We start from the raw sequence: 24,667 nt of genomic DNA on the forward strand, positions 1-24,667 counted from the left end.
ATATATTCTATATTGGCGGTAATAACGTTGGGACAAGTTCGTTCATCGCTCTGATTCTTATTCTGCATCAATCCAGTTGTCTGCTAACTCGTCGTATTTCTCCAGCACCAGATCGAAGTAGTCATCAGTCATCAATCGCGGGTTCTGTACTCGGTGGAAATCATCACAGACGAACTGAGTCTCCTCCCTATCCAATCCATAGGCGTGGAACGCGGCCGCGTCGATCTCCGCCTGCAGGCGTTTCCGCTCCTCGGGGTCAGTGGCGGGGTTAATCCCACCAAGGCGCTCGCGCATCTCCACGAAGGCCTCCCCGTAGCAGTTTAACCGCGCGGCGCGCGAAGATATGTACTCGAACCAGTCATCGCCCTCCGTGAGGCGGGGCATCTGGGATTCGGTGAATTTGTAGCGGACAATATGAGTGTCAACCTTGGTCCGCATAAGGAAATCAAATGGAAGACTGTTTAAGAGACCTACGAGTACGAACAGTTCTCTGTCGCTGTATGCTCGTTTATACGCACTATGTAGGGGGCAATCGCTGAGATTCTTTTCTTCGATCTCGATATTATAAGCTGGAAACGTCTGAAGCGTATGTACGCAAACGATGCCTTTCGGTATAACTGTCGCAATCATAGTACGCTCGTTTGTAGAATTACTAATGTCTCGGTAGACAGCTCGGTATTCAGTAAAATCAGGTAAGACATCTGCTTCTGAGAGTGACTCTTTTCGATATTCAGAAAGCAGGTCGTTGACAAATTGTTTCTGCGATTTGTTCGTTTCTGTACCACCGAACTGTTCGTAGATGGCTCGTTTTAGGTTCCCGTTATTAAATAAACGCTCCCGAACTCGATATTTTGCACTTTTATCTGGCTGATTTTCCTCAACACTCCATAATACAGGTGGTTCAATCTCTTCCGAGAGTTCGGATCCATGATGGAATTGATGAATGTTTTTACCACCATAGACTGGATAATGCCCCTCGGATTTTTCGACAAACCGGTCAGAAGCGCGAGCACGGTCGAGTTCTCGACGTGGAATACCACTCCATTTTTCTGAAATATTCTCCCCAAGAGAGGGATAAGACAGTATTTTCCGTAGGACATCGACTTCCTCTTTACTTTTTACGAAAGGGAAGGACCGAGCTTCTGGGGAATATTCTTCTAATACCTGTCGAGGTATTTCCAATCCTTGTTGATCGAGATCAAATAGAACGCTAATGTCTCGTTGGTCGAATAAACCTGTCAGTACATCTGTTGTTCCTGAATTCTCGAAGACCGCTATTCCGAATTTGTACTGAGCATGCAATCCTTCAAATATTCCGTGATTTTCAAATTGTACAAGTGCTCTAATATTGGAATCGTTTAGCATCTTCAAACGGAGCTCTTTCGAGAAGGAGCCATTGAAAATTACACCGGGAAGGACCTGCGCGACAGATCCGTTCTCCTGAACAAGATTGAACACCCGCTCTAGAAACAGCGCAGCCAAATTGTTCTCATTCGGGTCTTTCCGTCCTGCGACTACTGGCTTCTGTAGCTCATAGGCTGATCCATCTGTGAAGTACCGCATCTGGATCTCAATGTTCCGCTGATGATCCTTCCAACCCTCTGCAATCCGTTCATCCGACAGCAGTTCCTCTTGTTTCGCGTCTTTGTCCGAAGGCATTCGGGTTCTGAACCGCTCGTCGAATCGGGAGAAGTAATCGTCCCGACTCGGACGTAGCTGGTCCCACGGCGGATTCCCGACCACCACGTCGAACCCACCATCCGCATACACCGAAGCGAACTCCAAGACCCAGTGGAACGGCTCGAACTCCCGAATCCTCTCCAAATCGATGTTTTCCACGCCGGCCTCCTGGAAGTCCGCAAGCACCTTCTCGTCGAGGTCCACCCGGTACTCCCCTAACAGCTTCTCGGCCTCCCGGAGGTAGCGCTGGGCCTCCTCGGTCGTCTCCGCACGCTTGTGCTCCGAGACCTTTGTAATGATATTCCCGTACCGCTGGCGCACACTATCAGGCCCCCACGCCGATAACCGGGCCTGATCCCCATCCCCACTCGTTTCCATCAGATCCGTATAGCCGATTAGACTGTTGCCCTGCCGGACGTTGAACACAACGTTGGGCAACGCCAACTCGTCCTCGCTATACTCCCTAACCTCCTCAATATTGACTTCCGCAATGATCGATAACCAGAGCCGAAGCTTCGCGATCTCCACCGCAGGTTCAACAATATCAACGCCGTAGATATTCTCTACAACGGTCTGCTTGCGCAGTTCCCACTCATCGGGCTCTTCCTCTTGGCCCTCATACAGTGCCTTCCGAATTCCAACGATCTCCGCCTGCACAGAAGTAAGGAAATGCCCACTCCCACAGGCGGGATCAAGCGCCCGAAAGCTCTCGATCTCCGCCAATAGCGACTTGATCACGTCCATGTTCGAATCAGGGACGGCCTCGATCAACGCATACACGTCATCATAGTCGGCCATCTCTTCAGTCCAGCCCCACTGCTCGATCATCACTTCCTCAAACCGCTCTTGCAGTGCAGGCCGAACCGTCTCCTCAGCACAGAACCGAGTAATCTCGTCAGGCGTATAGTAGGCTCCAAGCTCCTTTTTCTGGTCGCCCGCATCGCCGGTAATGTGGTTGATCGTCTTCTCGAAGACATTGCCCAGGATACTCGGATCCAAATCTGTGGGCCCACCGTCCGCCGAGAAGGTATACCGTTCGAGTAGATTGATAATCGAGCCCAGAACGGAATCACGAACGTCGAAATCCGTATCATCAATGCCACCCTCTCCGGTCTCAGTCGGCCGGAATAGCCCACCGTTGAGGTACGGAATGTCCTCATAGAGGGCCATCCCACGGACTCGTTCGGGACGCTCACTCGGGCGTTCATCGAGCACGCCGAAAAACAGGGGTTCCAGGAACGTCTTGTAGAAACTATCAGGGTGCATCCCCTGACTGTGAGCTGTCTGCAGACTCCGGAGGAGCCCTGAGTCGACAAGCTCCTTGTCCTCGAGGAACTTGACGAAGATGAGCCGGTTCATCAACTCGACGGCGAACAGCCGGATATCATCGCCGGTCGCCTTCGGTGGTGCAACAATCCCCTCACCAATCAATGACCGCGATCGGGGTTCATCCTCGCCGTCACCGATCCCGAAAACCCGCTGAACGTACTCATCATAGAACTCGTCGGTAATCGCTTGCTTGCGTTCCTTGATGACCGTCGGGGCATCCCCAGCAATCGAGAGGAAGTTCTCGAATTCGAAGACACGGGTGAACTCCTCAATTATGGAGCGCAGCTCATCGTCAAGCCATACGTCGGTGGCTTCGTTCGGACCGACGAGATTTTCGAAGGCCGCAAGCACCACAGGCTGCAAATCAACTTCCGCGATCGTGTCGTGCGTATAGGTATCCCGATCGTACTTGATGAAAATCCAGCGGAGGCCGTCGGTTGCCATGCCGAGATTGGCTTCGAACTTGTCCTTCTCGAGCCAATCCTTGACTTGGCTGAGGCCGTGTTTCGATTGATCGAGGCGTTTGTTGACTGGCTCCGCTTCGATCAACAGTCGGTTCGAGTCGATGTCAGCGTACTCGTTGAGAGAGGCCGCATAGTCGGCCTGCTGACCGCGTTGATCGGAGAGGTCACCAGCTTCGAGAGAGAGTGTTGGGTAGTTTAGCGCGTCAAAGAGCGGCTCAATGAAGACCTGCTGGGTGAGCGGTTCGGGGTCACTCCGTTCGACCGAGTCGGCTTCCCGAAGGACGCGGGACCGATTACGGAGAAGCTCCTCAATCAGATCATCGTCACCAATTGCTCGCCGGAGTGAACGCACAATCTCCTCGATCTCGCGAGCGAGCTGTGTTGTAGTTTCCTCCGTGACGCTGGTTTCGAATTCCTCAGCGACAAACTCACGTTGTGTTGGGGTAGCAGATTGGGACATGAAATCCGGTGAGGCCGTTATGCTCCGCTTGTCTCATCCATGAGTGATTAACGATTCGGTGTCACTGTCACCTATGGTGAGCTGACAGTCGCCACAACCCACAAAAACCTGCTCTCTACAACCCGAGTTCTCCCGAACGTAGGCCTCAGTAAGAATCCCACTCTCAACAAAGAAATCCTGCAGCCCAACACCCTGATACCCACCAGGACCAAGCCGAAACTCCGGGTCCCGAAGAGAGTTCTCAAGCAGTTCAATAACGGCGTTAGCCTCGAGCAACCGGACCTCCCGAATCGGCGTCCGGATCTTCAGCGCACGAATTTCTTCACGAGCCTCATCAACGAACGACCCCGGGATAACGACGAAATAGATGTTATCGATGCCTCGCCGTTGAAGCTTGCCAATATGCTGATTGATGTAATCCTCAAACTGCCGTTCGTTTCCCGTTCGTAGCCGATACGGTTCAGCACTCGATTTGGCATCGTAAATAACCGCGTAACTACTGTCATTCCCCCGGTAGATGGAAATTCCATCCGGATTACGGCTACTCCCTTGCCCGAAATATCGTCACTAGCCTTAGTCGCTGCAACTGCCGCGTCAAACTAAGCCATTTGATCAAGATAACACCTAGTCTCTGGGATAAATAGTCAAGATAGGAGTCAAACAGGGGACGCTAAATCAGTCAACATGGGTTCTTAATATCTCGCTCCGTAATCCAAATAGATATGAGTGAGTCAATCGAGCAACTCTTGAACAAAATCGAAAACAGAGAGTTAGTGCTCCCTGAATTCCAGCGTGAGTTTACATGGTCACATGAGCAAGCAAAACTGCTAGTGGATTCTCTCATGGAAGGCTATCCGACTGGCTCACTTCTACTATGGAAAACCAATGAACCGCCTGCGTTGAAGAATATGCCTGACTATGAGCCAGATGGCCGTGTCGAAGTGTTACTGGACGGGCAACAGCGACTAACGGTCCTCTATCTTCTAGTCAAAGATAAAATTCCACCATACTATGCAGACCTTCCGAAAGATCCGCGGAATCTCTACTACAATCTGGCTACTGGTAATCTCAAGTACTACAAAAAGAGTGAGATGAGTGGGGATCCACGGTGGGTACGAGTAGCAGATTGTTTTTCCTCGGAGAACGAACCAAACGTCAGTAGCATTGTCGATAACTTATTTGACGAAGACAAATTCGAGAAGTACACTAAATTCGATGAGAACCTCAATCAGTTAGAGGACATCATCGAAGAAGAAGTGCCGGTCATGTATGTGAAGGACGACGCTAGTCTAAAAGCTGCTTTGACGGTGTTCGATCGGGTCAATAGTCAAGGGACTCCACTTACCGAATCGGACATTGCGCTTGCTCATATGGTTAGTTCCTGGCCAGAAACGCGCCGTGTTTTCAAAGAGAAGCTTCAAGATTTGGAACAAGAGGGCTTCGAATTTGATCTGCCGTTTTTAGCAAGAGGAATGAACGCAGTTATCAATTGCCGAGCGGAGTACAGCCAACTCCACGAGGTAAGTGAAGAGAGTTTGCGAAATGGGTGGGATGAACTTACGGAAATTCTGGACTATCTCATCAACATCCTTCGTCATCACGCATACATCTACACAACAGACGATCTCAATACACCGAATGTTCTTATTCCGATGATAGCACATCTTTCCCGCCATAATAAGGAGTTCCGTTCAGAGAACGAGCGCAACATGATGTTATACTGGATGTACGGAGCGCTACTTCTCCGTCGGTATAGTCGTTCTGTAGATGCTAATTTAGCACAAGATTTGAATGCACTTTCAGAAACAGAACCGCTCAAAGCCCTTGTAGCGACTCTCAAAGAAGAGGAAGGGGAGCCGACTGTGACAGCATCTAATTTAGATCTGCGTGCCGTCAATCACCCCCTGTACAATATGATGTGTATTGTTATTCGTAGCCGAGGCGGTGTCGATTGGCGGAATGGGCTTGATCTATCCGAGCCCTATGGTAACTCGTATAAGATTGAACGGCATCATATCTTCCCGCGAAGTCGGTTGTCTGAGGCAGGATACGATACAGGCGATAACCATTACGACAAGAAGCGAGTGAATGAGATTGCTAATCGTGTCCCACTTACCAAATCCGGAAATATCGGCATATTCAACGATCATCCGATCGACTATCTTCCGCAGGTAGAACGGAATTATCCTGATGCATTGGATACTCATATGGTACCTACTGATAGGGATCTCTGGGAAATAGACCAGTACGAAGAGTTCCTTGCTGCACGCCGAGATCTGATTGCAGCAGGAATTAATGACTATCTGGAGTCGCTTATTGGTGGAATCAAACCGATAGAAGCAGAAACAATTGTGGAGACACCAGCCGATAGTTAGACAACCTAACTCCCAGTCTACCAATAGCTGGTTTTGTTACTCAGACTACCCGCGAATCCTTCTTGAACTCCGTGAGCGGAATCCAGGCAAGTTCGATCTCCGGACTGTCGAGAAGGTGTATTACCAGCAGTATCGAGATGCGTACGATGTCGGCCGCTGGTAAGGAGCGTATCCGTTGATTAGGATAACAGAGGGGAGTCGCTCCTCAAGGAGAGTCTACCTTGTGCAACACCTCGTACCCAAGGATGTTTGTTGCACAAGGGCGACTACGCCAAGAGATAGCAGTCCGTGCGCACAGCCAGAGACGGGACAATCAATAGCTCTGTTGAATCATCAGACATAGTGTGGTTGGTCGACGTTATTTAGTGACGAGACGGAAATGTGAAGGCGAGTTCGATCGGATATAGTCTCTTCCAGAGATATACCGAAACACTATCCGTGTGATGACTGGATGAGTTACTATGGTTGAACGTCTTGAGCGGCCTAGTGTCGATCTCGTTCTCACGCTTGATGATCGGAACACGCCTTGATCGTGTGTCGGCGATGGCTGTGACGCTGATGCCGACTACTACGTGCTGACTGATGACGTGCTCTCAGCGTACACCTGCGAAGAGCATCTTGAGGGAACAGTCGAGCGGGTACAGGCTTAGGGGGCCGTTTTATCCGGAAAAGGAATACTAGTAGGCTACGAATCAGCCTCCTCAAGCGCCAGTATGACAGATTCATCAGCAAGTATTGAGTGTTTCTCAACCAACACAAGACCGTTGGTAACAATGGGATCGGAAAACTCCGTGTCCTCTGCGTCATCGACTTCCCAGCGAAGGGTGCCATCGTCGGCATCGAGTGCAATCGCTCTCCCCGCTTCTACGGTCCCGCGCTCGCTGAGGAAATCAGCAAATCCAGCTACGTGACTATAGAGGACACCATCAGCAACCGCTGGTGCCCCAACGACAATGTCGCGCTCGAACAATGTCATCCACTGCTCGGTCCCAGTAGTCGCAGAAAGCGCGTACATCGCCGTTGCATCCTCACGGGCATAGTCGGTCAACCCGAAGTAGATCGTTTTATCGACGATTGCCGGTGCTGACGGAAACGCATACTCAGCCGGCCGATCGTTAACGGTAGCGACGTACTCCCATTGCTCAGAGCCATCACTCGCCGACAGCGCACGCACGCCTGGCGAAAAAGTCACATAGACCGTGTCGTTCGCTACAGCGGGAGTCCGTCCACTGTCAGGGTTCCGCCACATTTCTTCACCATCTGTGTCAATCGCGACCACCTCAGAACCGCCGATAAAGATGGTATCATTGGCAACTGCTGGTGCACTCGGTTCCTCCATATCGAGTGGTTGGGTCCACTGAACCGTTCCATCGGCCGTAGAAAGAGCAACTAACGATGAGGACGTCTCCTCGTCGTTAGCGTCAGATTCCTCAATGATCGAATACAGGTCGTCACCAACCGTAGGCACGAATATCGATTGGAACTGTTCGTTGCGCCATCGTTCAGTGCCATCAGCTATTGACAGCGCGAGGAGACTCGACCAATTATTGCCGCCGACGGCAGCATAGATCGTTTCATCGCCGGCAGACAAACTCACTCTCGACCCTGCAGTCTGCACTCGCCACCGTTCGGATCCGTCTGCAAGCCGGATGGCTCGAATAGTGCCGGAATCTCCAATATAGGCACAGTCACCGACAACAACACCGCTACTGTTCCCTGTTACCGACCAGCGGGTTTGTACCGTATCTTTCGGTCCACTTGCGGCCGTAGAGGCTGTACGTGCGGCGTTGGCCCGCGGCTGAGGCCAGTCCGCACTTGGGTCTGCACTCGCGGTCCCGATGAACGCGCTGGCGGCAACGGCACCTCCACTCAATCGAAGGAAATCACGTCGATCAATCTTACTAACTGGCAGTTTTTGGCCCACGGTACTTCGATTCTCTCTATATAAATAAACTTAATCTTCAAATAGCTAAGGAATTACTGACGCGTCTTGCAATCCATAGCGCTCCCTTGTTTAGTCTGGAAGGCGTCAACCGTAACGTGAAGAACGTAGCCGAGCATAGGTGACTATCTCACTCAAGGAAGAGACAGGAGAACGCTCGGAATTCAGTAGGGGTGCATATGAAACCGGACATCGGTTGGCCCACATCCCTGCGGTAGTTGGTGAGTAAAGAGGGTTCACCTAGTAGTACAATGACTGCTCGTCGACTGTTGGATCACTCATTCGGTTTCTGAATAACGTAGAGGTACTGTGTTAGATTGAAGAAGGTGTTTCCCAGGTCGTCAGTTTCCTGTAGATCATCAATCCACGCTGTGGCGACGTCTTCTGTGATTTTACCACGGGTTACGACGTAGGTTTTGATTGCCTCCATGAGATGATAGGCAAACGTCTCCTCATCTAACCGAGTATTGAGAATTGAGTTCGGTTCTACCCACTCAACTGCCAGCCCAACATTCCGGAGGTGAGGTGCGAGCTGGGAACCTAAATGCGGCCTCGGACAGTGGTCATTGAACGCCTCACAGATGGCTCCTATCCGCTCTTGATCTGTGGCATGCCAGATGAGTGAATCAAAATCCGTATCGTAGACTACTGCTCGCCCTCCTGGTCGGAGAATCCGAGCGAGTTCCGCAAGTGCTGTGTCAAGATTTTCGATATACTCGTAGACTTGAACAGCGACAGCCGCATCAAAGGCATCGTCTGCGAACGGGAGGGCAACGGCATCCGCTCTTGAGAGCGTGATATTTGACGTGCTGGAGCATCGTTGCTCTGCCAAGGTGAGCATCGCTTCGCTCTGATCAATAGCATGGACGTGTCCGTTCTGGCCGATACCTTCCGCGATTTCAGCCGGCTCAAAGCCCGGCCCACAGCCAATTGAGAGGACGTTGTCGTCCGGTTGGAAATCAAGCCTCTCTCGAACGAGCTGGCGACGTGCTCTCGCTGGTGGGGTCTTGAACGTGGATTCTTCCTGTTGGGCTTCCTCGTCAGTATATTCGAGTGTATCGCCCATCTTCTGAAGTGATATGTATTCGGAGAGGAAGGCATTAACGCACTATCAACTAGAAGAGACGTGCTTTGAGGCTAGGACAGTCACAAGAAAAAGACTATGTACCCATCTGGGATCATATGATGTGAGATGATATCATGACTCGTTCCGGGGTTGATATCGGCGGGACCTTTACCGACGTAATCATCTTCGACGAAGAAACACAAACGATCGAAGTAGCGAAGACACCATCTACTCCAGATAATCCTGCAGAGGGAGTTATCAACGGACTCACGAAAGCAGAGACAAGTATCGAGGCCCTTGATTTCTTTTCGCATGGATCGACTGTGGGGACGAACGCACTTATCGAACGAAAACTCCCCCGTATTGGGCTTATCACGACAGAGGGCTTCCGAGATGTTCACGAAATTCGAGACGGAACGAAAGCTGCCATCTGGGATGCATACGAGGACGTTGCCGACCCATACGTCCAGCGGCGCGATCGACTTGAGGTAAGCGAGCGGGTCGATTATAGAGGGAACGTCGTCACACCACTCAACGAAAATGATGTGCGGAAAGCTGCTCGTATCTTCAAAAAGCGTGGGATCGACACCATTGCCGTCTCCCTTGTCAACGCCTACGTCAATGGGGATCACGAACAACAAGTAGCAGAGATCATCGCCGAGGAATATCCAGACGCCTTCGTGTGCCAATCACACGAAATTCTTCCTGAGATGTTCGAACACGAGCGGACGAGTACGACAGTCATCAACGCAGCACTCGTCCCTGTCGTTCGGGCATACCTCACAGATCTCTCGAGCCAACTCTCTGAACGAGGCTACGATGGTGACGTTCTGGCCATGCACTCGGGAGGTGGAGTCATGACCACAGATGCCATCGCGTTCTACGCCGCCCGGATCGCGAACTCAGGACCGACTGCCGGTGCCATCGCTGGTCAATATATCGCCGAGCAATGCGGATTCGAAAATGCGATTGGATTCGATATGGGCGGTACGAGCGCGGACGTCTCTCTTACTCATAAGGGCGAAATAGAGATGACCGACGAATGGGCCGTTGAATACGGGTATCCAATTATGTTCCCGTCAACCGATCTTGAGACGATCGGTGCTGGCGGGGGATCTATCGCCTGGATCGATGAAGGCGGCTCACTTCGCGTCGGACCAAAGAGCCAGGGGGCGGATCCCGGACCAGCATGTTACCTTCGTGGTGGCGATAAACCGACGACTACCGATGCAAACGTCGTGCTTGGTTGGGTCGATCCAGACGCGTTTCTTGGTGGCGATATGGAAGCAACTGCGGATCCCGCAGAACGCGTTATCAAGCGAGATATTGCAGATCCCCTTGATTTGACACTGATCGAGGCAGCATCGGCGATCGAGCAGATCGCTGTCGCAAATATGTGTAACGCAGTTCGACTCGTTTCGACGAGCAAAGGATATGATCCACGGGATTTCGCGCTTGTGGCATTCGGGGGTGCTGGTCCAATGCATGCAGCCCACGTTGCACGGGAGATGAACATTCCAACCGTTATCGTTCCCCCGTATCCTGGTATTAACTCCGCGCTAGGCTGTCTACTAGTCGATGTCGAGCACGATCTCTCTCAGACGTTCATCGCTGAGGCAACTGAAGATGTTATCGACGATGTCGAAGATCATTTCAGTGAAATGGAAGAGGAAATCGGCGAACGACTACACAGCGAAGGGATTGGTGATGAAGATATTCGGATCGATTACACGGTTCAGATGCGGTACGCGGGCCAATGGCGCTCGCTCAAGGTGTCCTGTTCCCGTCCGATCGAAAGTATAGAATCAATACGGCAACGATTCCACGAGGAACACGAACGTGTCTACGCGTACTCAGATACGGACCAGACCGTCGAGATATATGGTCTACGGGTTACTGGTCGCGGCGTTGTTGACAAGCCAGCATTTCCTGAAATCGATGCTGGTGATACAGCTGCGGACGCAGAAACGGGGACGCGTCAAGCGTACTTCGACGAAGCTGGAGAATTTGTCGAAACAACGGTCTATGATCGACGTCGGCTGGGAGCGGGAACGACAATCGCTGGACCGGCGATCGTCGAACAGATGGATTCAACCGTTATCGTACCGCCTGCTGCTGAGGCTGAAGTTGAACGAACAGGGAACCTCATTATCACCGTCTAACTATGGCAGAACCACAACCACAATCCGAAATCGATCTCGACCCCGTCACATTCGAAGTTCTGCGCAGTTCGTTTACGAATCTCGTTGATCGGATGGCCGAACAGATTCAACGAACGTGCTACTCATTCGTGATCTATAACCGCGACTTCAGTAACTGTCTAAATGACGCTGATGGGAACACGGTGATGCAAGGCTCACAAGATATCGCGGTTCACGTCGGAACACTTCACTATACATGCAAAGAGACACTCGAGTATTTTGAGAGGAATATCAATCCAGGCGATGTCTACATTGTCAACGATCCGTACCTCGGCGGGACGCACATCAATGACGTTCGCATCATGCGTCCGGTATTCTACGATGAGGAACTCATTGCGGTAACACAGTCAAATGGGCATTGGGCCGATGTTGGAGGTCCAGCCCCTGGATCTTTTAATATTGACGCAGCGAGTCATTTCGCAGAAGGTATGCGTATCCCACCTGTCAAGCTCTGGGATGCTGGTGACTTCCGAGAAGACGTTGCGAATCTACTGACTGTCAATATGCGACTTTCTGAGGATCGGCTCGGAGATATGCGAGCCCAAACCGAAGCGACCAGAATCGCCGAAGAACGGTTGCTAGAGCTTATCGAGAAGTATGGAGTTGAAACGGTGAAAAACGCGTTCAGCGAGTCAAAGAACTACGTTGAGCGGATTATGCGTGAACGAATCAGCGACCTCCCTGATGGAACGTGGCGTACACAGGACTATATCGACGCAGATCCAAACAAGGAGGAAGGCTTCGTGACCGTTGACGTCGAGATGACTATCGATGGAGACGAGGTACACTATGATCTGTCCGGATCCGATGAGTATGTCGGAAATTTCTTGAATTCCACGTATGGAACATCGTTCTCAGCGGTCATCGCTGGGACGAAGATGTTCTTCCCAGATGTCCCACTCAACTCCGGAATGTACCGAGTTATCAATGCAACACTTCCGGAAGGGACCGTAGTGAATGCACCAGAACCCGTAGCTGTTACAGGATCTGTTGCTGGTGCCTACGAGAAAGTTATGAACGCGATATTCGACCTCTGGTCGGAGGTGCTTCCAGAGCGTGCGATGGCGGGTGCATTCAATCTCGAATATCTTCTTGCCGGAGGTACGGATCGCCGCCCAGGGCGGGACAGCGAGGAATTCATGTGGTACGACTGGATGGCTGGTGGCTGGGGCGGTCGTGACGGCAAAGATGGGGCGAATGCAACGTCACCTGTTTTCGGTGCAGGGCTTGCAGTGCAATCGCTCGAAGGACAGGAGCGCGACACACCACTCATCACGAGTGAGCACACGATCGTCACCGATTCAGCAGGTCCTGGCCAATTCCGTGGCGGATGTGGCGTCCGAAAGGGAGGACAACTACTACAATGTGAGAATAGCGTGATCTCGTACTGTTCTGACCGGAACCGGTCGGTCACGTGGGGAAGTGAAGGGGGGCTGCCTGGGATCCCCCATGGAGTCACGCTCGAAACTGACGGCGAGAGCAACGAGATGGGGACAGTGTTCTCAAATATCCCCATCAGCGAAGCTGATCGATTTGTTCGCCCGTCATCCGGCGGTGGTGGTTTTGGTGATCCGCTTGACCGTGATCCAGAAGCGGTGCTCGAGGATGTCATTGATGAATATGTCTCTATTGACCGTGCAAAGAAGGATTACGGGGTGATCATTCAAGAGATAGATGCAGAGCGATGTGAGTACAGACTTGACCGGTCAGCCACACAAGAGCACCGAGAGTATATTCGACAGCATCGAGAGGAGTGGCTTCAGGACGATCCAGAGGAGATTGCTGAGCGATATCGTACTGGTGAGCTCAACCAGCTCGATCTAATTCGTCGATACGGTGTTATTGTCGAGTGGGATACCGGAGAGTTACTTGAGAATACTACCGAACAATTCCGGAGTATGCTCCAGGATCGGGCTGTATCTGGATGGGACTAAAAAGTAGGTTGTACCTTAGCGACTGAGCAGTATCGAGATACGTAGATGTCGGTTGGTGGTAAAGAGCGTATCCGTTGTCTAGAACCGACAGGGCGTAGTCGCTCTGCAAAGAGAGTCCCCTTGTGTAACATCCCGCATTCAAGGACGTTCTGTTGCACAAGATTGGTCACGTTGAGAGATGGTAGTCCGTGCGCACAACTGCAAACGGTAACCCGCAGCCGGCATGCTTACAGTAACCGTACTGTGAATCTAGTTGACTTGCACCAAAGACATTTGTATGATTAGCGATAGTATCAATCGCCTATGGCGACCGAAGTGACAGCTAAAGCCGACCACCCACTTGATCCGCTGACAAGAAATGAAATCACTGCTGCAAGAGAGATACTAGAGGAAAACCAAGATATCGACCCTGAAAGCAGATACGTCAAGATTGTTCTGGATGAGCCATCAAAAGACAAGCTTCAAGAGGACAACTCAGATGGTTCAGCAATTGCCCGTCAAGCATTCATTATCGTTCGCGACCGCAACGAGCGGACGACATACGAAGCAGTCGTATCCCTTGACCAGAACGAAGTTGTGTCGTGGGAACACAAGCCAGGGATTCAACCATCAATCACGCTTGAAGAATTCGATAAGTGTGAAGAGGTAGTCAAGAACAACTCAGAATGGCGAGAAGCCGCACGAAAGCGCGGTGTCGAGGATTTCGATCTAGCGATCGTAGACCCATGGTCCGCTGGCTATCACCTAATACCCGAAGACATCGACAAAGACCGCCGACTGTCTCATGCGATGTCGTGGGTTCGAACGAGTGAAGAAGACAACGGGTATGCGCGACCATTAGATGGGATACATGCCTGGGTCGATCTCGACGAAATGGAGGTCGTCAAGGTCCTTGACCGTGGTACGAAAATTGACGACGTTGTCAATGATCTTGAGGACGCAAAGTACCGCGAAGAGGACCGCGACCTCCGTACTGATCTGAAACCATACAACGTCGACCAGCCTGAGGGACCGAGCTGGGAGATCGATGGACGAAAACTCGAATGGCAAAAGTGGCAGATGCGTGTCGGGTGGACACAGCGAGAAGGCCTTGTCCTGCACAATATCCGCTATGATGATGATGGAGATGTCCGGCAAATCATCAATCGAGCATCGTGTGTGGAGATGTCGGTGCCCTATGGTGACCCAGACCCTAACCACAACTGGAAAAACGCTTTCGACGTCGGTGAGTACAATATCGGGCGCTTAGCCAACCCACTCATGGAAGGGTGCGATTGCCTTGGGTACATGCACTACTTTGACGCTGTCATGAACGACACTGACGGCGAAGTTAACGTCGTCCCTAATGCAATCTGCATTCATGAAGAAGACTATGGTACACTCTGGAAGCATACGAACTGGCGAACCGAGAATACCGAGGTTCGTCGCAATCGTCGCCTTGTCGTCTCGTTCGTGTCGACGGTTGGGAATTACGACTACCAGTTTAACTGGTACTTCTACCAAGACGGATCTGTTGAGCCGCAAGTCCGCCTAACTGGCATCAACAGCAATGGCCTCGTCGAACCCGGGAGCGAACAGGGTCCGGGATATTACGAAATGATGGCACCCCACATCAAGGGCATGGTCCATCAGCACTTCTTCAATTTCCGGATCGATATCGACGTGGACGGACCGGAGAACCAACTGTATAGACGCCAGAACCAACAGGTTCCCAAAGGTGCCGACAAGAACATTGGTTGGGACGGGGAGACCGATCCAGGCGATATCAATCCGACCGGCGCAGCGTTCTACTGCGACAAGACGCAGCTGACGTCAGAGCAAGAGGCTCAGGACCTTATCAATCAACGCAAGGGACGCTACTGGCAAATCGAAAATCCCAACAAAACGAACTATCTTGACAGACCAGTAGGATACAGGCTGGTTCCTGGTGAGAATGTTGAGGCTGGTGCACAGAAGGATTCGAGTATTATGGAACGGGCTACGTTCATCGACAACCATCTCTGGGCGACCCCGTACCATGAGGAAGAGCGGTTCCCAGCGGGAGAGTACCCGAACCAGCACGAAGGTGGAATCGGTCTTCCAGAGTGGACCGAGCAGGACCGTTCACTTGATGGGGAAGACATCGTATTGTGGTATTCACTGGGAGTGAACCACGTCGATCGGCCTGAAGATTGGCCGATTCTTCCCGCTCATCTGGCCAGCTTCAAACTAGAGCCCGTGAATTTCTTCGACGAAAGCCCGGCGATGGACGTCCCGCCGGAACACGCAATCAAGGATATACAAGCGCGTCGAGAACAGAAGTACAGCGATCCAGACGACGTCACGGCGGACGACGACTAACACCAAGCTCGCTGCTTTTACGCCCTGACGAAGACTTAGATAGGGCCTTGGAGGTGAACGGTGGGAACGTCATCAATCTTATCTCAACCGCAGGATTGTACGGCTGGCAGAGCCAGCTCGCGTACAACACATCAAAAGATGCCGCCAAGCAGATCACGGAGACAGTGGCTACGGAACACAGTCCGGACGGAATTCGCGCGAACGCCATCTGTCCCGGATTCGCACCGACCGCTCTACCGGAACTCACCCCAGGTCCCGACAAGTTCGCCGTTTACGTACCGGCGCTGCTCGAAGCCAAGTGCGTTGCAGATGAGCGTGTGCCCCATGAACGACAGAGTGTAGTCGGCCATGCCAAAGGGGTGAAGCTCCCGTTGATTTGCCGGCGGTAGAACAGAGCCGATCACGTTGATCTCTGCGTCGCCGGCTGATAGCATACCGGCGCCGACGTCACCGTCTTCGCCGAGAATACCGGCGACAGTGCCACCGGCGGCGGTGAAGGCGTCAGTATCGATGGTCCAAACCGGCGAGTCGTCGCCCGTAGTGTAGCCGAGCTGGGAAATTTTCCAAATCTCCTGCTGGATCGGTCTGACGTCCGTCAGCAGCGGGTGGTCGAGGTCCCGGTCCATGAGGTTCGGGAAGTCCGTCGTTCCGTACTCGATGTCGTCAGCCCCGATGGCCGCGGCCTGACCGACGTCGAGTCGCCCGAGGAGGTTTACCCCCGCGTCAGTGAGTACGAGGTCACCGCCGGCCTCGACGAATTCCTCGATAGCGGCGATGTACCGCTGATCGTCGACGCCATCGTCGTGAGAGATGACGAGGTTGTCGTACTGGCGCTCGCCGGAGTTGCCTCGCATCAGCCGGCCAATGCGCACGTCGTGGACGCGCAGGCCGTCGATCGTCCCCTCTTCGAGGAACGGTTTGAGATCCTCGAAGAACTGCATCGGGTTAACGACATATTCGCGCTGAGAGTAGCCGAGGACCTCCTCGGGGTTCGGATATTCGTCCTCGGTCTCAAGAAGAATCATCTCGACGTCGATGTCGGCGTCACCGTCATACTCGATCGACCAGTCGCCATCGTCCGGATCGGGGACGTAGAAGTGACCCTGGTCATCGGACAGCGGGTCGGCGAGGTCGATCTCACGGACGGTTTGGCCGCCGGGATTGACGAGCCTGACGACGCCCTCGTCAATGCCGTGGGCGTCGAACTGGACGGCTAACGAGTGGGTAGTACGATTCGACGATGCGCTTGCACTCCCGCCGGGTCCCGGCTGGACGGTCTCATGACGGTGTTGGACCCGGGTAGCACGGGGGTGACCCTCGCCAGGACCCTCGTCAGTATACGGGAGATCCGCTGATCGACGCGTCAGGACACCGGAGCCAACGTAGGCAGTATCCTGTCCGTCGGTAGCTACGGTTGCGTTGGTCTTCGCGGCGGTCATCTCGGCGTACTCGCGCATCGAGATACGGTAGGCCATCTCGAGGCGACGCTCGATGAATGGCTTGAAATCATAGCCATCCCGGAGCACCAGCTCGGGAGCGACCGTCACAGCACCGAGGCCGCCGAACTCCTCGGGCTGGCCCGCCCAGCCAAGTAACCCGCCGGTGATCTGGTACGAGAGTGAATCGTAGATCGTCCCGTAGTCCAGCAACCGCTCTGGGACGTACCCCTCGACGCCGTGGATAGCCTCGCTGGCGCGAGACGTGTCGTCGGCAATCGCCTCCGGGCTGCCCCAGTGGTTCGTCATTCCGTCCCCGATCCGGATGTTGACCTCGTCCAGGTTGTGAGTCCCGCTGTGGTCATAGGGCGCGTTGGACTCGAGGTTCAACACCATGGAATCCGACAGGTCCATCATGTGGTAGTCACAGAGGTACTCGACGTTGTCGTACCTACGTAGATGCTCGACGACCGCCAGCGCATCCGGAACCATGTCCCTGTATCCCCGACCCTGTGGGTCGTCGGGACGCACCTCAGGAGTGTCCTCGGGCTCAGCGGGCCAGTATCCGGGATTAACCCATCCCATCGTAGGGTACTGCCGGTTGGTGTCCCCAACGGCCGCGTTTCCGCGGTCGTATCGGAACCGCTCCGTGCCGCCCCACCACGTCTCGAATTCGTACTGCGGCTTCCGGACGACCCACCCATCGGGATTGATAAAGACGAACACGATGACGATGTCGTCGAGGACGTCCTCGAAGTCGTCGGCCGCGCCTTTCGTGGCCTCCTCGATAAGACGAGTGCCGGCCACGCGGCCTGCAGGTTCGTCGCCGTGGATGCTAAGTGAGAAGACAACCTTGTCTTTCTCGGCGAACGACGCCTCGTCTTGGATGTCCTTCGTGACTTCCGCGACGTAGACGTCCTTCGGGTCGGAATCTTCACCCGTGTACAGGTTCTCCCAGCCCGGACTCTGGCCCATAGCGTGCACCTGGAGGCGATCCGAGTACTCCTCCGCCAGATAGTGGAGCCCCTGGTCCAGCTCGCTGTGGGACACGAAGTCGCGTGCGTCCTCGACCTTGGGGAAGACACGGTCGTCGTAGGCATCGCCGAGCTTCCAAAACGGGTTTGCGCCCGGCGAGAAGTCGACATACTCGATGCCGCCGCGATCGAGCGCCTCCGCGAGTTCGGCGGCGGTGAGATAGGCGTGGGCCGCGGGTGTTGGCTTCTCGCGAGTTACAGCTTTCGGGGGCAAATCGTCTTCCTCAATGTCCCAGTCCGGTTGGCCGTACTCGTCGTAGAACGCGTTAAGGGCATCCGTATCCTCGAATTCGATGACCAGCGTTACGTGGTGGTCATCAGGTGTGGCATTGATGGCGAACTCGGCGAGGTCGGTCATCGCGTCGTCAGTGACCTCAGCCGATACCGTACTCGGTACAGTGAGTGCGACACCGGTCGCAGCCGCTACGCTTAGAAACGTGCGACGGCCGATCGAGCTGCCGTCGAACGCACTCTTCTCGAGTTCCGCTGCATCTTTGGCGGTGTATCGATCCGTTTCGTCATGCGATTCAGTCAGTTTGTGCCGTCGGTTGCTGCTCATAATCAATGATTGTGTGAATTCTGTCTCACACAAAATTTTTCATATAGATATGTTACCTTAATATCTCTCAAACCCATGTGAGTTGGCCGAGAACCAAACATTTATAATTATCCTATATTAATACGAATGATTAGAGAAATAGATAGAAGGAATCGCAACATTAGATAGAATGGCCTATCTTCTTCAAGGCGAGAATCCCGCTCTTTAGAGCGGGCGTGAAGCCGACAACTGCCTCACGTTCCACCGTCGGTTGCAGGCCGAATATTCCACGACGGCAAACATTTGTTAGAATTGGGTGTGTGGAAATCAGTACGGCCAAATGAAGTACAACCTCGAAAAAGGGTCGCACACGGTCTACGCGCTCCAATATCACTTTGTGACCGTCACAAAGCACCGTGCGGACATCCTCACCGACGAGATAGCCGAACGCATCGGTGAGATTGCCAGCGACATCTCCGAGGACTTCGGAGTGAGCATCCAGAACGTCAACGGCGGTTCCGACCACGTTCACATTCTGTTCACGGCGAAGCCCACCACGAACCTCACCAAGTTCATCAACTCGCTCAAAGGCGTCTCGTCTCGCAAGATTCGGGACGAGTACCCCGAGACTCGGCAGGCGCTCGACAGCGCGTTCTGGCAGCCGGGATACTTCCTCGCCACCACGGCTACTGGTGAGGAGCGTATCCGTTGATGAGGACTAACAGAGAGGAGTCGCTCCTCAAAGAAAGTCTTCCTTGTGCAACATCCTGTATCCAAGAAGCGATTTGTTGCACAAGGCATGAAATGTGATCAGCGCGTACCGACGAAGCTACTCCTTGAGTAGTCCGCTGATAGCCATCAGACCATCGAGTCGGTGGGTTAGCAGAAGATATAGTTCGACTGAATGAGTAGATAACACTTGAAATGTCGTGGCCACTGTTGATACTGGCTGGGTTGTTTGAGATCGGATGGGCAATCGGACTCAAATATTCAGACGGCTTTTCAAAACCAGTCCCGACGCTTGGCACTGCTGTTGCCCTCATCATTAGCATGGTGCTACTGTCACAGGCAATCAAAGACCTCCCTATAGGCACGGCGTACGCTGTCTGGACTGGTATCGGTGCTGTTGGAACAGCTTCGCTCGGAATTATCCTGTTTGATGAACCTGCAACCCTTGCTCGGATCGGATTCATCAGCGTGATTCTCGTCGGTATCGTCGGTCTCCATTCCGTTTCCGGTGGCCACTAACTTCCGCTGGTGTCGTACGTTTCGTGGTAATTCGAATTTAGATATTTACACCTGCATATATCGTCCAATAGTTTTTCAATCGGTTTGTGATTATATACATATATAACAATATTCGAGGAAAAGTCGTACTTTGTATTATTTCTATCTTCTAGGTATTAGTCTAATAATCTAACATAGAAGTCATAGAATCTACACAAAAAATATTATCAAACCAGTGTACGATAATTATGCGAAGATGGTAGATAATACCACACACAGAGAAGAAAAGTTCGTACATACTCGACGAGATCATCTAAAAGGAGTTCTCGGTGGTGTAGCACTGTCTGGGCTTTCTACTGGTGGGTTTGCGTACGCTGCGGCAGGACATGCTGATGACGAAAATATACGCAAAGACACGGAGGTGACCGTGACAGACGGGACCAATATTGCGCTCACTGCATCACCCGATGGAGAATCGATCGTGATGGATCTACATGGGGTCCTCTTTCGCATACCAAGAGAAGGGGGCGAAACAGAACAACTGACTGATGTTGAATTAGAACCTGCTCGGCCCGACCATGCGCCAGACGGAGCGCGTATTGCATTTCAAGGCTATGCAGATGGGAACTTCGATATCTGGACGATAGCTGCCGATGGCAGCGATATTCAACAGATGACTGATGGGTTTTGGGACGATCGAGAACCCCAATGGTCTCCTGATGGCACTCAAATCGCTTTTTCCTCTGATCGGAACGAAAACTATGATATTTGGACAGTAGATGTCGAGACCGGCGACTTACAGCAATGGACGGACGATTCTAGTGAGAATTTCGAACCAACGTGGTCTCCTGATGGAACTGAAATCGCGTACGTCGCTGATCCTGCCGGAGAATATGGTGATGGCGACGATTCTCCGATAACGATCGAAGCAGTCAATCAGGACGGTGAGACCCGAACGCTCGTCTCCGGCCAGACGGGACAAACACTCCATTCGCCATCGTGGTCTCCAAGCGGAGAGGACCTTGCATACGTTCGTATTAACGAACAGGAGAACCGAACAAGTGAAATCGATCTAATGGTCTCCGAGTCACAGGTGACTGATGGAGAAGACGTCTTCATCTTTGCTCCTCACTGGTTGTCCACAAATGAGATCTTGTATTCTGCTGATGGCAACGTCAGAACACTGGATTTAGACTCTGGTACGTCATCTAATGTTCCATTCAGCGCTACTTTTGACATTCCTGCGCTCGATTATGACCAGAAGTCGTATGACTTTGATAATACGGGTGCGTGTGAGGTACAGGGGATTCTAACCCCACGTCTGAGCCCGGATGGCGAGCACGTGGCGTTTATCGCTCTGAACGATCTCTGGTTAATGCGTATTGGGCAACCACCGCAACGCATCACAGACGACTCATTCTATCAGGCTGACCCAGCGTGGTCTCCTGATGGCCGGTACGTGGCCTACTCATCCGATGAAAATGGAACGCAAGATCTGTATGTACACGATCTACAAACCGGCGAGAATCAGCAAGTAACTACGCGGGACGATGCTGTAGTAGCGGCGACGTGGTCTCCGGACGGTTCCAGGATCGCATTTCAGAACCAGCATAGAGCGACCCTAATTGCCGAGGTAGAACGTAGCGAGAACGAGGTAGAACTCAGCGATATTCAGGACGCCATACGACCACTGTTTCTTCCAGGCCGTCCAACGTGGTCAGCGGATGGAAATACAGTGGCTGTGGCGGCTGTCAAACAGTATTCGGATCGATTCCGTTCAGGCACGAGCCAGATTCTGACTGTTGATGTCGAAACTGGAGAAGAGACCTTCTATCCACCGGGTGAGGAATTTAAATCGCTCTCAACACGGGGTAACGACGGTCCAGTTTGGTCACCAGACGGACGCTGGATGGCCTTCGTGGTTGAAAGCACCTTACGTGTCATGCCAGTCGATGAAGGCGGTGAACCGACCGGCCCGGCAACACAGATCACAGAGGAAGCCACAGATGCACCGACATGGAGTGGTGATTCGGAGTGGCTCTTATACCTAAACAATGGAACACTTAAAAAGGTCAGGCGCGATGGGAGCGAAACACGGGATGTCCCGGTTCGGCAACTCAACTATCATCGCGATCAACCAGCTGGTCGTACCGTCATCCACGTCGGAAAGTTGTGGGATGGTACGAGCCAGGACATCCAAGAAGACGTCAATATCACTGTCGTCAACAATCGAATTCAGAAAGTTGTGCCAGATAGTGAGCCGCCGAATGGTGACTACGTAGATGCGTCCGAACTCACAGTAATTCCGGGTCTCTGGGATTCACACGTTCACCAGACGTTTAGTGATCACTTCTTCGGCGACCGAATGGGACGGATCAATCTCGCGTACGGAATTACATCAACAGTCTCTCCCGGTGACCGTGTTTACAGTGCCATTGAACAGCGCGAAGCGATCGAGTCTGGAGATCGGATTGGACCGCGTTTCTTCGCAAGCGGTGAACCGATCGACGGCTCGCGTGTCTATTATGGCTTTATCGGTCGACCCACTACGAGTCTGGAACAAATCCCCTTGGAACTGTCACGGGCAATAGAGCTCGATTACGACTTCGTGAAAACATACGTTCGATTAAACGCTAAACGTATGGCTGCGGTTACCGATGCCGCCCATGAAGAACTCGGTGTACCAGTCAAATCGCACTACCTTGCTCCGGGTGCTTTCGTTGGGCAAGACGGGACAACACATCTGTCCGCAACCCAACGCCTTGGCTATGCCCGAACGGAATCCGCGACAAACCAAACCTATGATGATGTTATCAACCTCTACGGTGAAGGAGAACGGTCAGTTATAACGACAGTCTTCACATCCGATTTTATTCTTGCTGACGATGTCGAGGACGATCCTCGATTACAGCTATTTATTCCCGGAGGAAGTATCGATACACCGGGTCCGACCGGACTTGCGGCCCGTGACGATTTACGAGAGAACGTCGCGGATAACACAGAATTCCCCTCGGATCCTGATTGTGAGACCAGCCTCTGCAGAAATGTAACTACTTTCAAAAATATATTTGATGCAGGTGGAGTGGTGCTTACGGGCACAGATATGCCATTGGACTATCCTGGTATCGGAGTACACGGAAACCTGCGTCCCTTGGCTGCGTATGGGTTCACTCCATACGAGGCTCTCTTGACAGCAACGCGATTTGCCGCTAAAGAACAAGGAGTTGATGATGACCTTGGAACGCTTGAATCGGGCAAACTAGCTGATATGGTCTTTGTTGAGGGGAATCCACTCGAACAAATCGAAGACGCAATAGATGTGAGAATGACAATGAAAAACGGAGAGTTGTTTACTATTCAAGATCTTGTAGAACCGTTTTCAGCTAACCAGACATAAGGCAGAAATTCAAGTTCTCACTAAGATATTATTTCTTCAAAGTACGTACTCAGGAGCACAATTGGATTTGACGGGTTCAAGCATGTCTCGAAGAAGAGGTTGAGGAGCACTCGAGACTCAGCAAAGGCCACCCTTACATCGGTTTTCAGTATCGGGACCGTCACAGTCGGTTTCGCATTTCCTAATCCGGTGAACTATACAATACAGTCGGTGATTGATACATGGGTGAGTTCTATCGTGGTATCATTCCCGAAACCAGGTTCTGATTGTTGGATACGTGGGATAGAGTAGTGAAATCCTCGGCAGTTGAGAGAAGTGACGTGCTGAATACAGAGCGTGAGTTTAACTCGACAGCGGAGTATTATCAGTGGTTATCGAAACTGCATACCACCGTTGACATTAACGATCTCACCTTGCACGTACTCATTTTCCAGCAAGTACGCGACAGTATGGGCAACCTCTTTGGGAGGACAGGCGTACTGAGGTAGGTGGGTATCAACGTTCTCGTGGCCGCGGAACTCGATCGTTTCTAGATACTCAACGATAGCATCGTTCATATCGGTCTCAACGGGGCCAGGAGCCACGGCGTTGACCTGAAGACCACTATTCCCATATTCGCGTGCAAGTGAACGGGTCAGTCCGTGGAGCCCTGCCTTGCTCGCCGCGTAACTGGCGTCCACCGTTCCTCCGGTACCACCAATGCTAGAGATAAACACGATGTCACCGTCTGGCTCAATATGCGGGAGAGCGGCACGAGTAACCTTGAAAGCTCCCGTGAGATTCGTATCAATAACACGAGCCCACTGATTATCGTCAATTTCAGTCGCAAGAGACGGTTCGACGATACCTGCATTGTTTACAATGGCGTCGAGCCCACCGAGGCTGTCGACGGCCTCTACAATCATTGAATCAACAGCCTCCGAATCACAAATGTCCGCACCTACTGCGACGGCCTTACTGCCTCGTTCTCTAATCGCTTCAACAACCTGAGCAGCCTCTGTCTCAGAGGTCCGGTAGTTGACCGCGATATCGTGATCTGTTCCAAGTGTGAGTGCAATGGATCGTCCTATGCCTCGGCTCGCGCCAGTAACGAGAATACGCATGATATAATAATATGATACAACCGATTAATAGTTTGTTGGTTTCGGGAAGAAGCGTGATGGTCAAGACCAGATGGAGCTGTTTTAATCCCGACCGTAACTTCTATCATCTTAATAACAGATTCTAAACCACGTGCTGTATAC

The 24,667-nt window shown here is 52.3% G+C and carries 12 protein-coding genes and 1 pseudogene; 8 read left to right on the forward strand and 5 right to left on the reverse strand.

Annotated elements, in window-relative coordinates:
- Positions 1–57 precede the first annotated feature (57 nt).
- Positions 58–3,933 (reverse strand): Eco57I restriction-modification methylase domain-containing protein, encoded by a 3,876-nt coding sequence (locus HAPAU_RS19080; protein ID WP_066385758.1) that lies wholly within the window; start codon positions 3,931–3,933, stop codon positions 58–60.
- A gap of 722 nt (positions 3,934–4,655) precedes the next feature.
- Between HAPAU_RS19080 and HAPAU_RS19085 the strand changes: the two genes are divergently transcribed.
- On the forward strand, positions 4,656–6,308 hold the full coding sequence (locus HAPAU_RS19085) for a GmrSD restriction endonuclease domain-containing protein (RefSeq protein WP_066385760.1): 1,653 nt from the start codon (positions 4,656–4,658) through the stop codon (positions 6,306–6,308).
- A gap of 685 nt (positions 6,309–6,993) precedes the next feature.
- Here HAPAU_RS19085 and HAPAU_RS22670 read toward each other — a convergent pair.
- Both HAPAU_RS22670 and HAPAU_RS19095 read right to left on the reverse strand, forming a co-directional pair.
- Positions 6,994–8,232 (reverse strand): outer membrane protein assembly factor BamB family protein, encoded by a 1,239-nt coding sequence (locus HAPAU_RS22670; RefSeq protein WP_245634267.1) that lies wholly within the window; start codon positions 8,230–8,232, stop codon positions 6,994–6,996.
- 292 nt (positions 8,233–8,524) lie between these two features.
- Positions 8,525–9,316: a methyltransferase domain-containing protein gene (locus HAPAU_RS19095; RefSeq protein ID WP_066385762.1), complete on the reverse strand. Its 792-nt coding sequence runs from the start codon at positions 9,314–9,316 to the stop codon at positions 8,525–8,527.
- Positions 9,317–9,450: 134 nt separating this feature from the next.
- Between HAPAU_RS19095 and HAPAU_RS19100 the strand changes: the two genes are divergently transcribed.
- The 4 genes and pseudogenes from HAPAU_RS19100 to HAPAU_RS23185 all read left to right on the forward strand — a co-directional run.
- On the forward strand, positions 9,451–11,478 hold the full coding sequence (locus HAPAU_RS19100) for a hydantoinase/oxoprolinase family protein (RefSeq protein ID WP_066385764.1): 2,028 nt from the start codon (positions 9,451–9,453) through the stop codon (positions 11,476–11,478).
- Positions 11,479–11,480: 2 nt separating this feature from the next.
- Positions 11,481–13,451 (forward strand): hydantoinase B/oxoprolinase family protein, encoded by a 1,971-nt coding sequence (locus HAPAU_RS19105; protein ID WP_066385766.1) that lies wholly within the window; start codon positions 11,481–11,483, stop codon positions 13,449–13,451.
- Between the two features lie 303 nt (positions 13,452–13,754).
- A complete protein-coding gene (locus HAPAU_RS19110; RefSeq protein WP_066385768.1) occupies positions 13,755–15,791 on the forward strand; it encodes a primary-amine oxidase in 2,037 nt (678 codons plus the stop codon).
- Between the two features lie 53 nt (positions 15,792–15,844).
- Positions 15,845–16,015, forward strand: a pseudogene (locus HAPAU_RS23185) (SDR family oxidoreductase); the annotation flags it as partial.
- Between the two features lie 9 nt (positions 16,016–16,024).
- Here the strand turns inward: HAPAU_RS23185 and HAPAU_RS19115 are convergent.
- Positions 16,025–18,820: a M14 family zinc carboxypeptidase gene (locus HAPAU_RS19115; protein ID WP_066385769.1), complete on the reverse strand. Its 2,796-nt coding sequence runs from the start codon at positions 18,818–18,820 to the stop codon at positions 16,025–16,027.
- A gap of 319 nt (positions 18,821–19,139) precedes the next feature.
- Between HAPAU_RS19115 and tnpA the strand changes: the two genes are divergently transcribed.
- The 3 genes from tnpA to HAPAU_RS19130 all read left to right on the forward strand — a co-directional run bounded on the left by tnpA (position 19,140) and on the right by HAPAU_RS19130 (position 23,423).
- Complete coding sequence (gene tnpA, locus HAPAU_RS19120; protein WP_066385771.1) at positions 19,140–19,511, forward strand: IS200/IS605 family transposase; 372 nt, start codon at positions 19,140–19,142, stop codon at positions 19,509–19,511.
- 212 nt (positions 19,512–19,723) lie between these two features.
- Complete coding sequence (sugE, locus tag HAPAU_RS19125) at positions 19,724–20,047, forward strand: quaternary ammonium compound efflux SMR transporter SugE (RefSeq protein WP_066385774.1); 324 nt, start codon at positions 19,724–19,726, stop codon at positions 20,045–20,047.
- 235 nt (positions 20,048–20,282) lie between these two features.
- Positions 20,283–23,423, forward strand: coding sequence for an amidohydrolase family protein (locus tag HAPAU_RS19130; protein WP_066385776.1), 3,141 nt, complete (start codon positions 20,283–20,285; stop codon positions 23,421–23,423).
- Between the two features lie 371 nt (positions 23,424–23,794).
- On the opposite strand, the gene HAPAU_RS19135 is transcribed toward HAPAU_RS19130, so the two are convergent.
- The gene (locus tag HAPAU_RS19135) at positions 23,795–24,526 is read right to left on the reverse strand and encodes an SDR family NAD(P)-dependent oxidoreductase (protein ID WP_066385777.1); all 732 of its coding nucleotides are present in this window, start codon (positions 24,524–24,526) and stop codon (positions 23,795–23,797) included.
- Between the last annotated feature and the right edge of the window lie 141 nt (positions 24,527–24,667).

Origin of the sequence: Halalkalicoccus paucihalophilus (assembly GCF_001593955.1) — an archaeon.
In the GTDB taxonomy this organism is placed as follows: Archaea; Halobacteriota; Halobacteria; order Halobacteriales; family Halalkalicoccaceae; genus Halalkalicoccus; species Halalkalicoccus paucihalophilus.

Coding starts and splice junctions, on each gene's coding strand:
- sugE (WP_066385774.1), top strand. CDS start 19,724: ATGTCGTGGCCACTGTTGATACTGGCTGGGTTGTTTGAGATCGGATGG.
- HAPAU_RS19115 (WP_066385769.1), bottom strand. CDS start 18,820: ATGAGCAGCAACCGACGGCACAAACTGACTGAATCGCATGACGAAACG.
- HAPAU_RS19080 (WP_066385758.1), bottom strand. CDS start 3,933: ATGTCCCAATCTGCTACCCCAACACAACGTGAGTTTGTCGCTGAGGAA.
- HAPAU_RS19095 (WP_066385762.1), bottom strand. CDS start 9,316: ATGGGCGATACACTCGAATATACTGACGAGGAAGCCCAACAGGAAGAA.
- HAPAU_RS19130 (WP_066385776.1), top strand. CDS start 20,283: ATGGTAGATAATACCACACACAGAGAAGAAAAGTTCGTACATACTCGA.
- HAPAU_RS19135 (WP_066385777.1), bottom strand. CDS start 24,526: ATGCGTATTCTCGTTACTGGCGCGAGCCGAGGCATAGGACGATCCATT.
- HAPAU_RS19085 (WP_066385760.1), top strand. CDS start 4,656: ATGAGTGAGTCAATCGAGCAACTCTTGAACAAAATCGAAAACAGAGAG.
- HAPAU_RS19110 (WP_066385768.1), top strand. CDS start 13,755: ATGGCGACCGAAGTGACAGCTAAAGCCGACCACCCACTTGATCCGCTG.
- HAPAU_RS19105 (WP_066385766.1), top strand. CDS start 11,481: ATGGCAGAACCACAACCACAATCCGAAATCGATCTCGACCCCGTCACA.
- HAPAU_RS19100 (WP_066385764.1), top strand. CDS start 9,451: ATGACTCGTTCCGGGGTTGATATCGGCGGGACCTTTACCGACGTAATC.
- tnpA (WP_066385771.1), top strand. CDS start 19,140: ATGAAGTACAACCTCGAAAAAGGGTCGCACACGGTCTACGCGCTCCAA.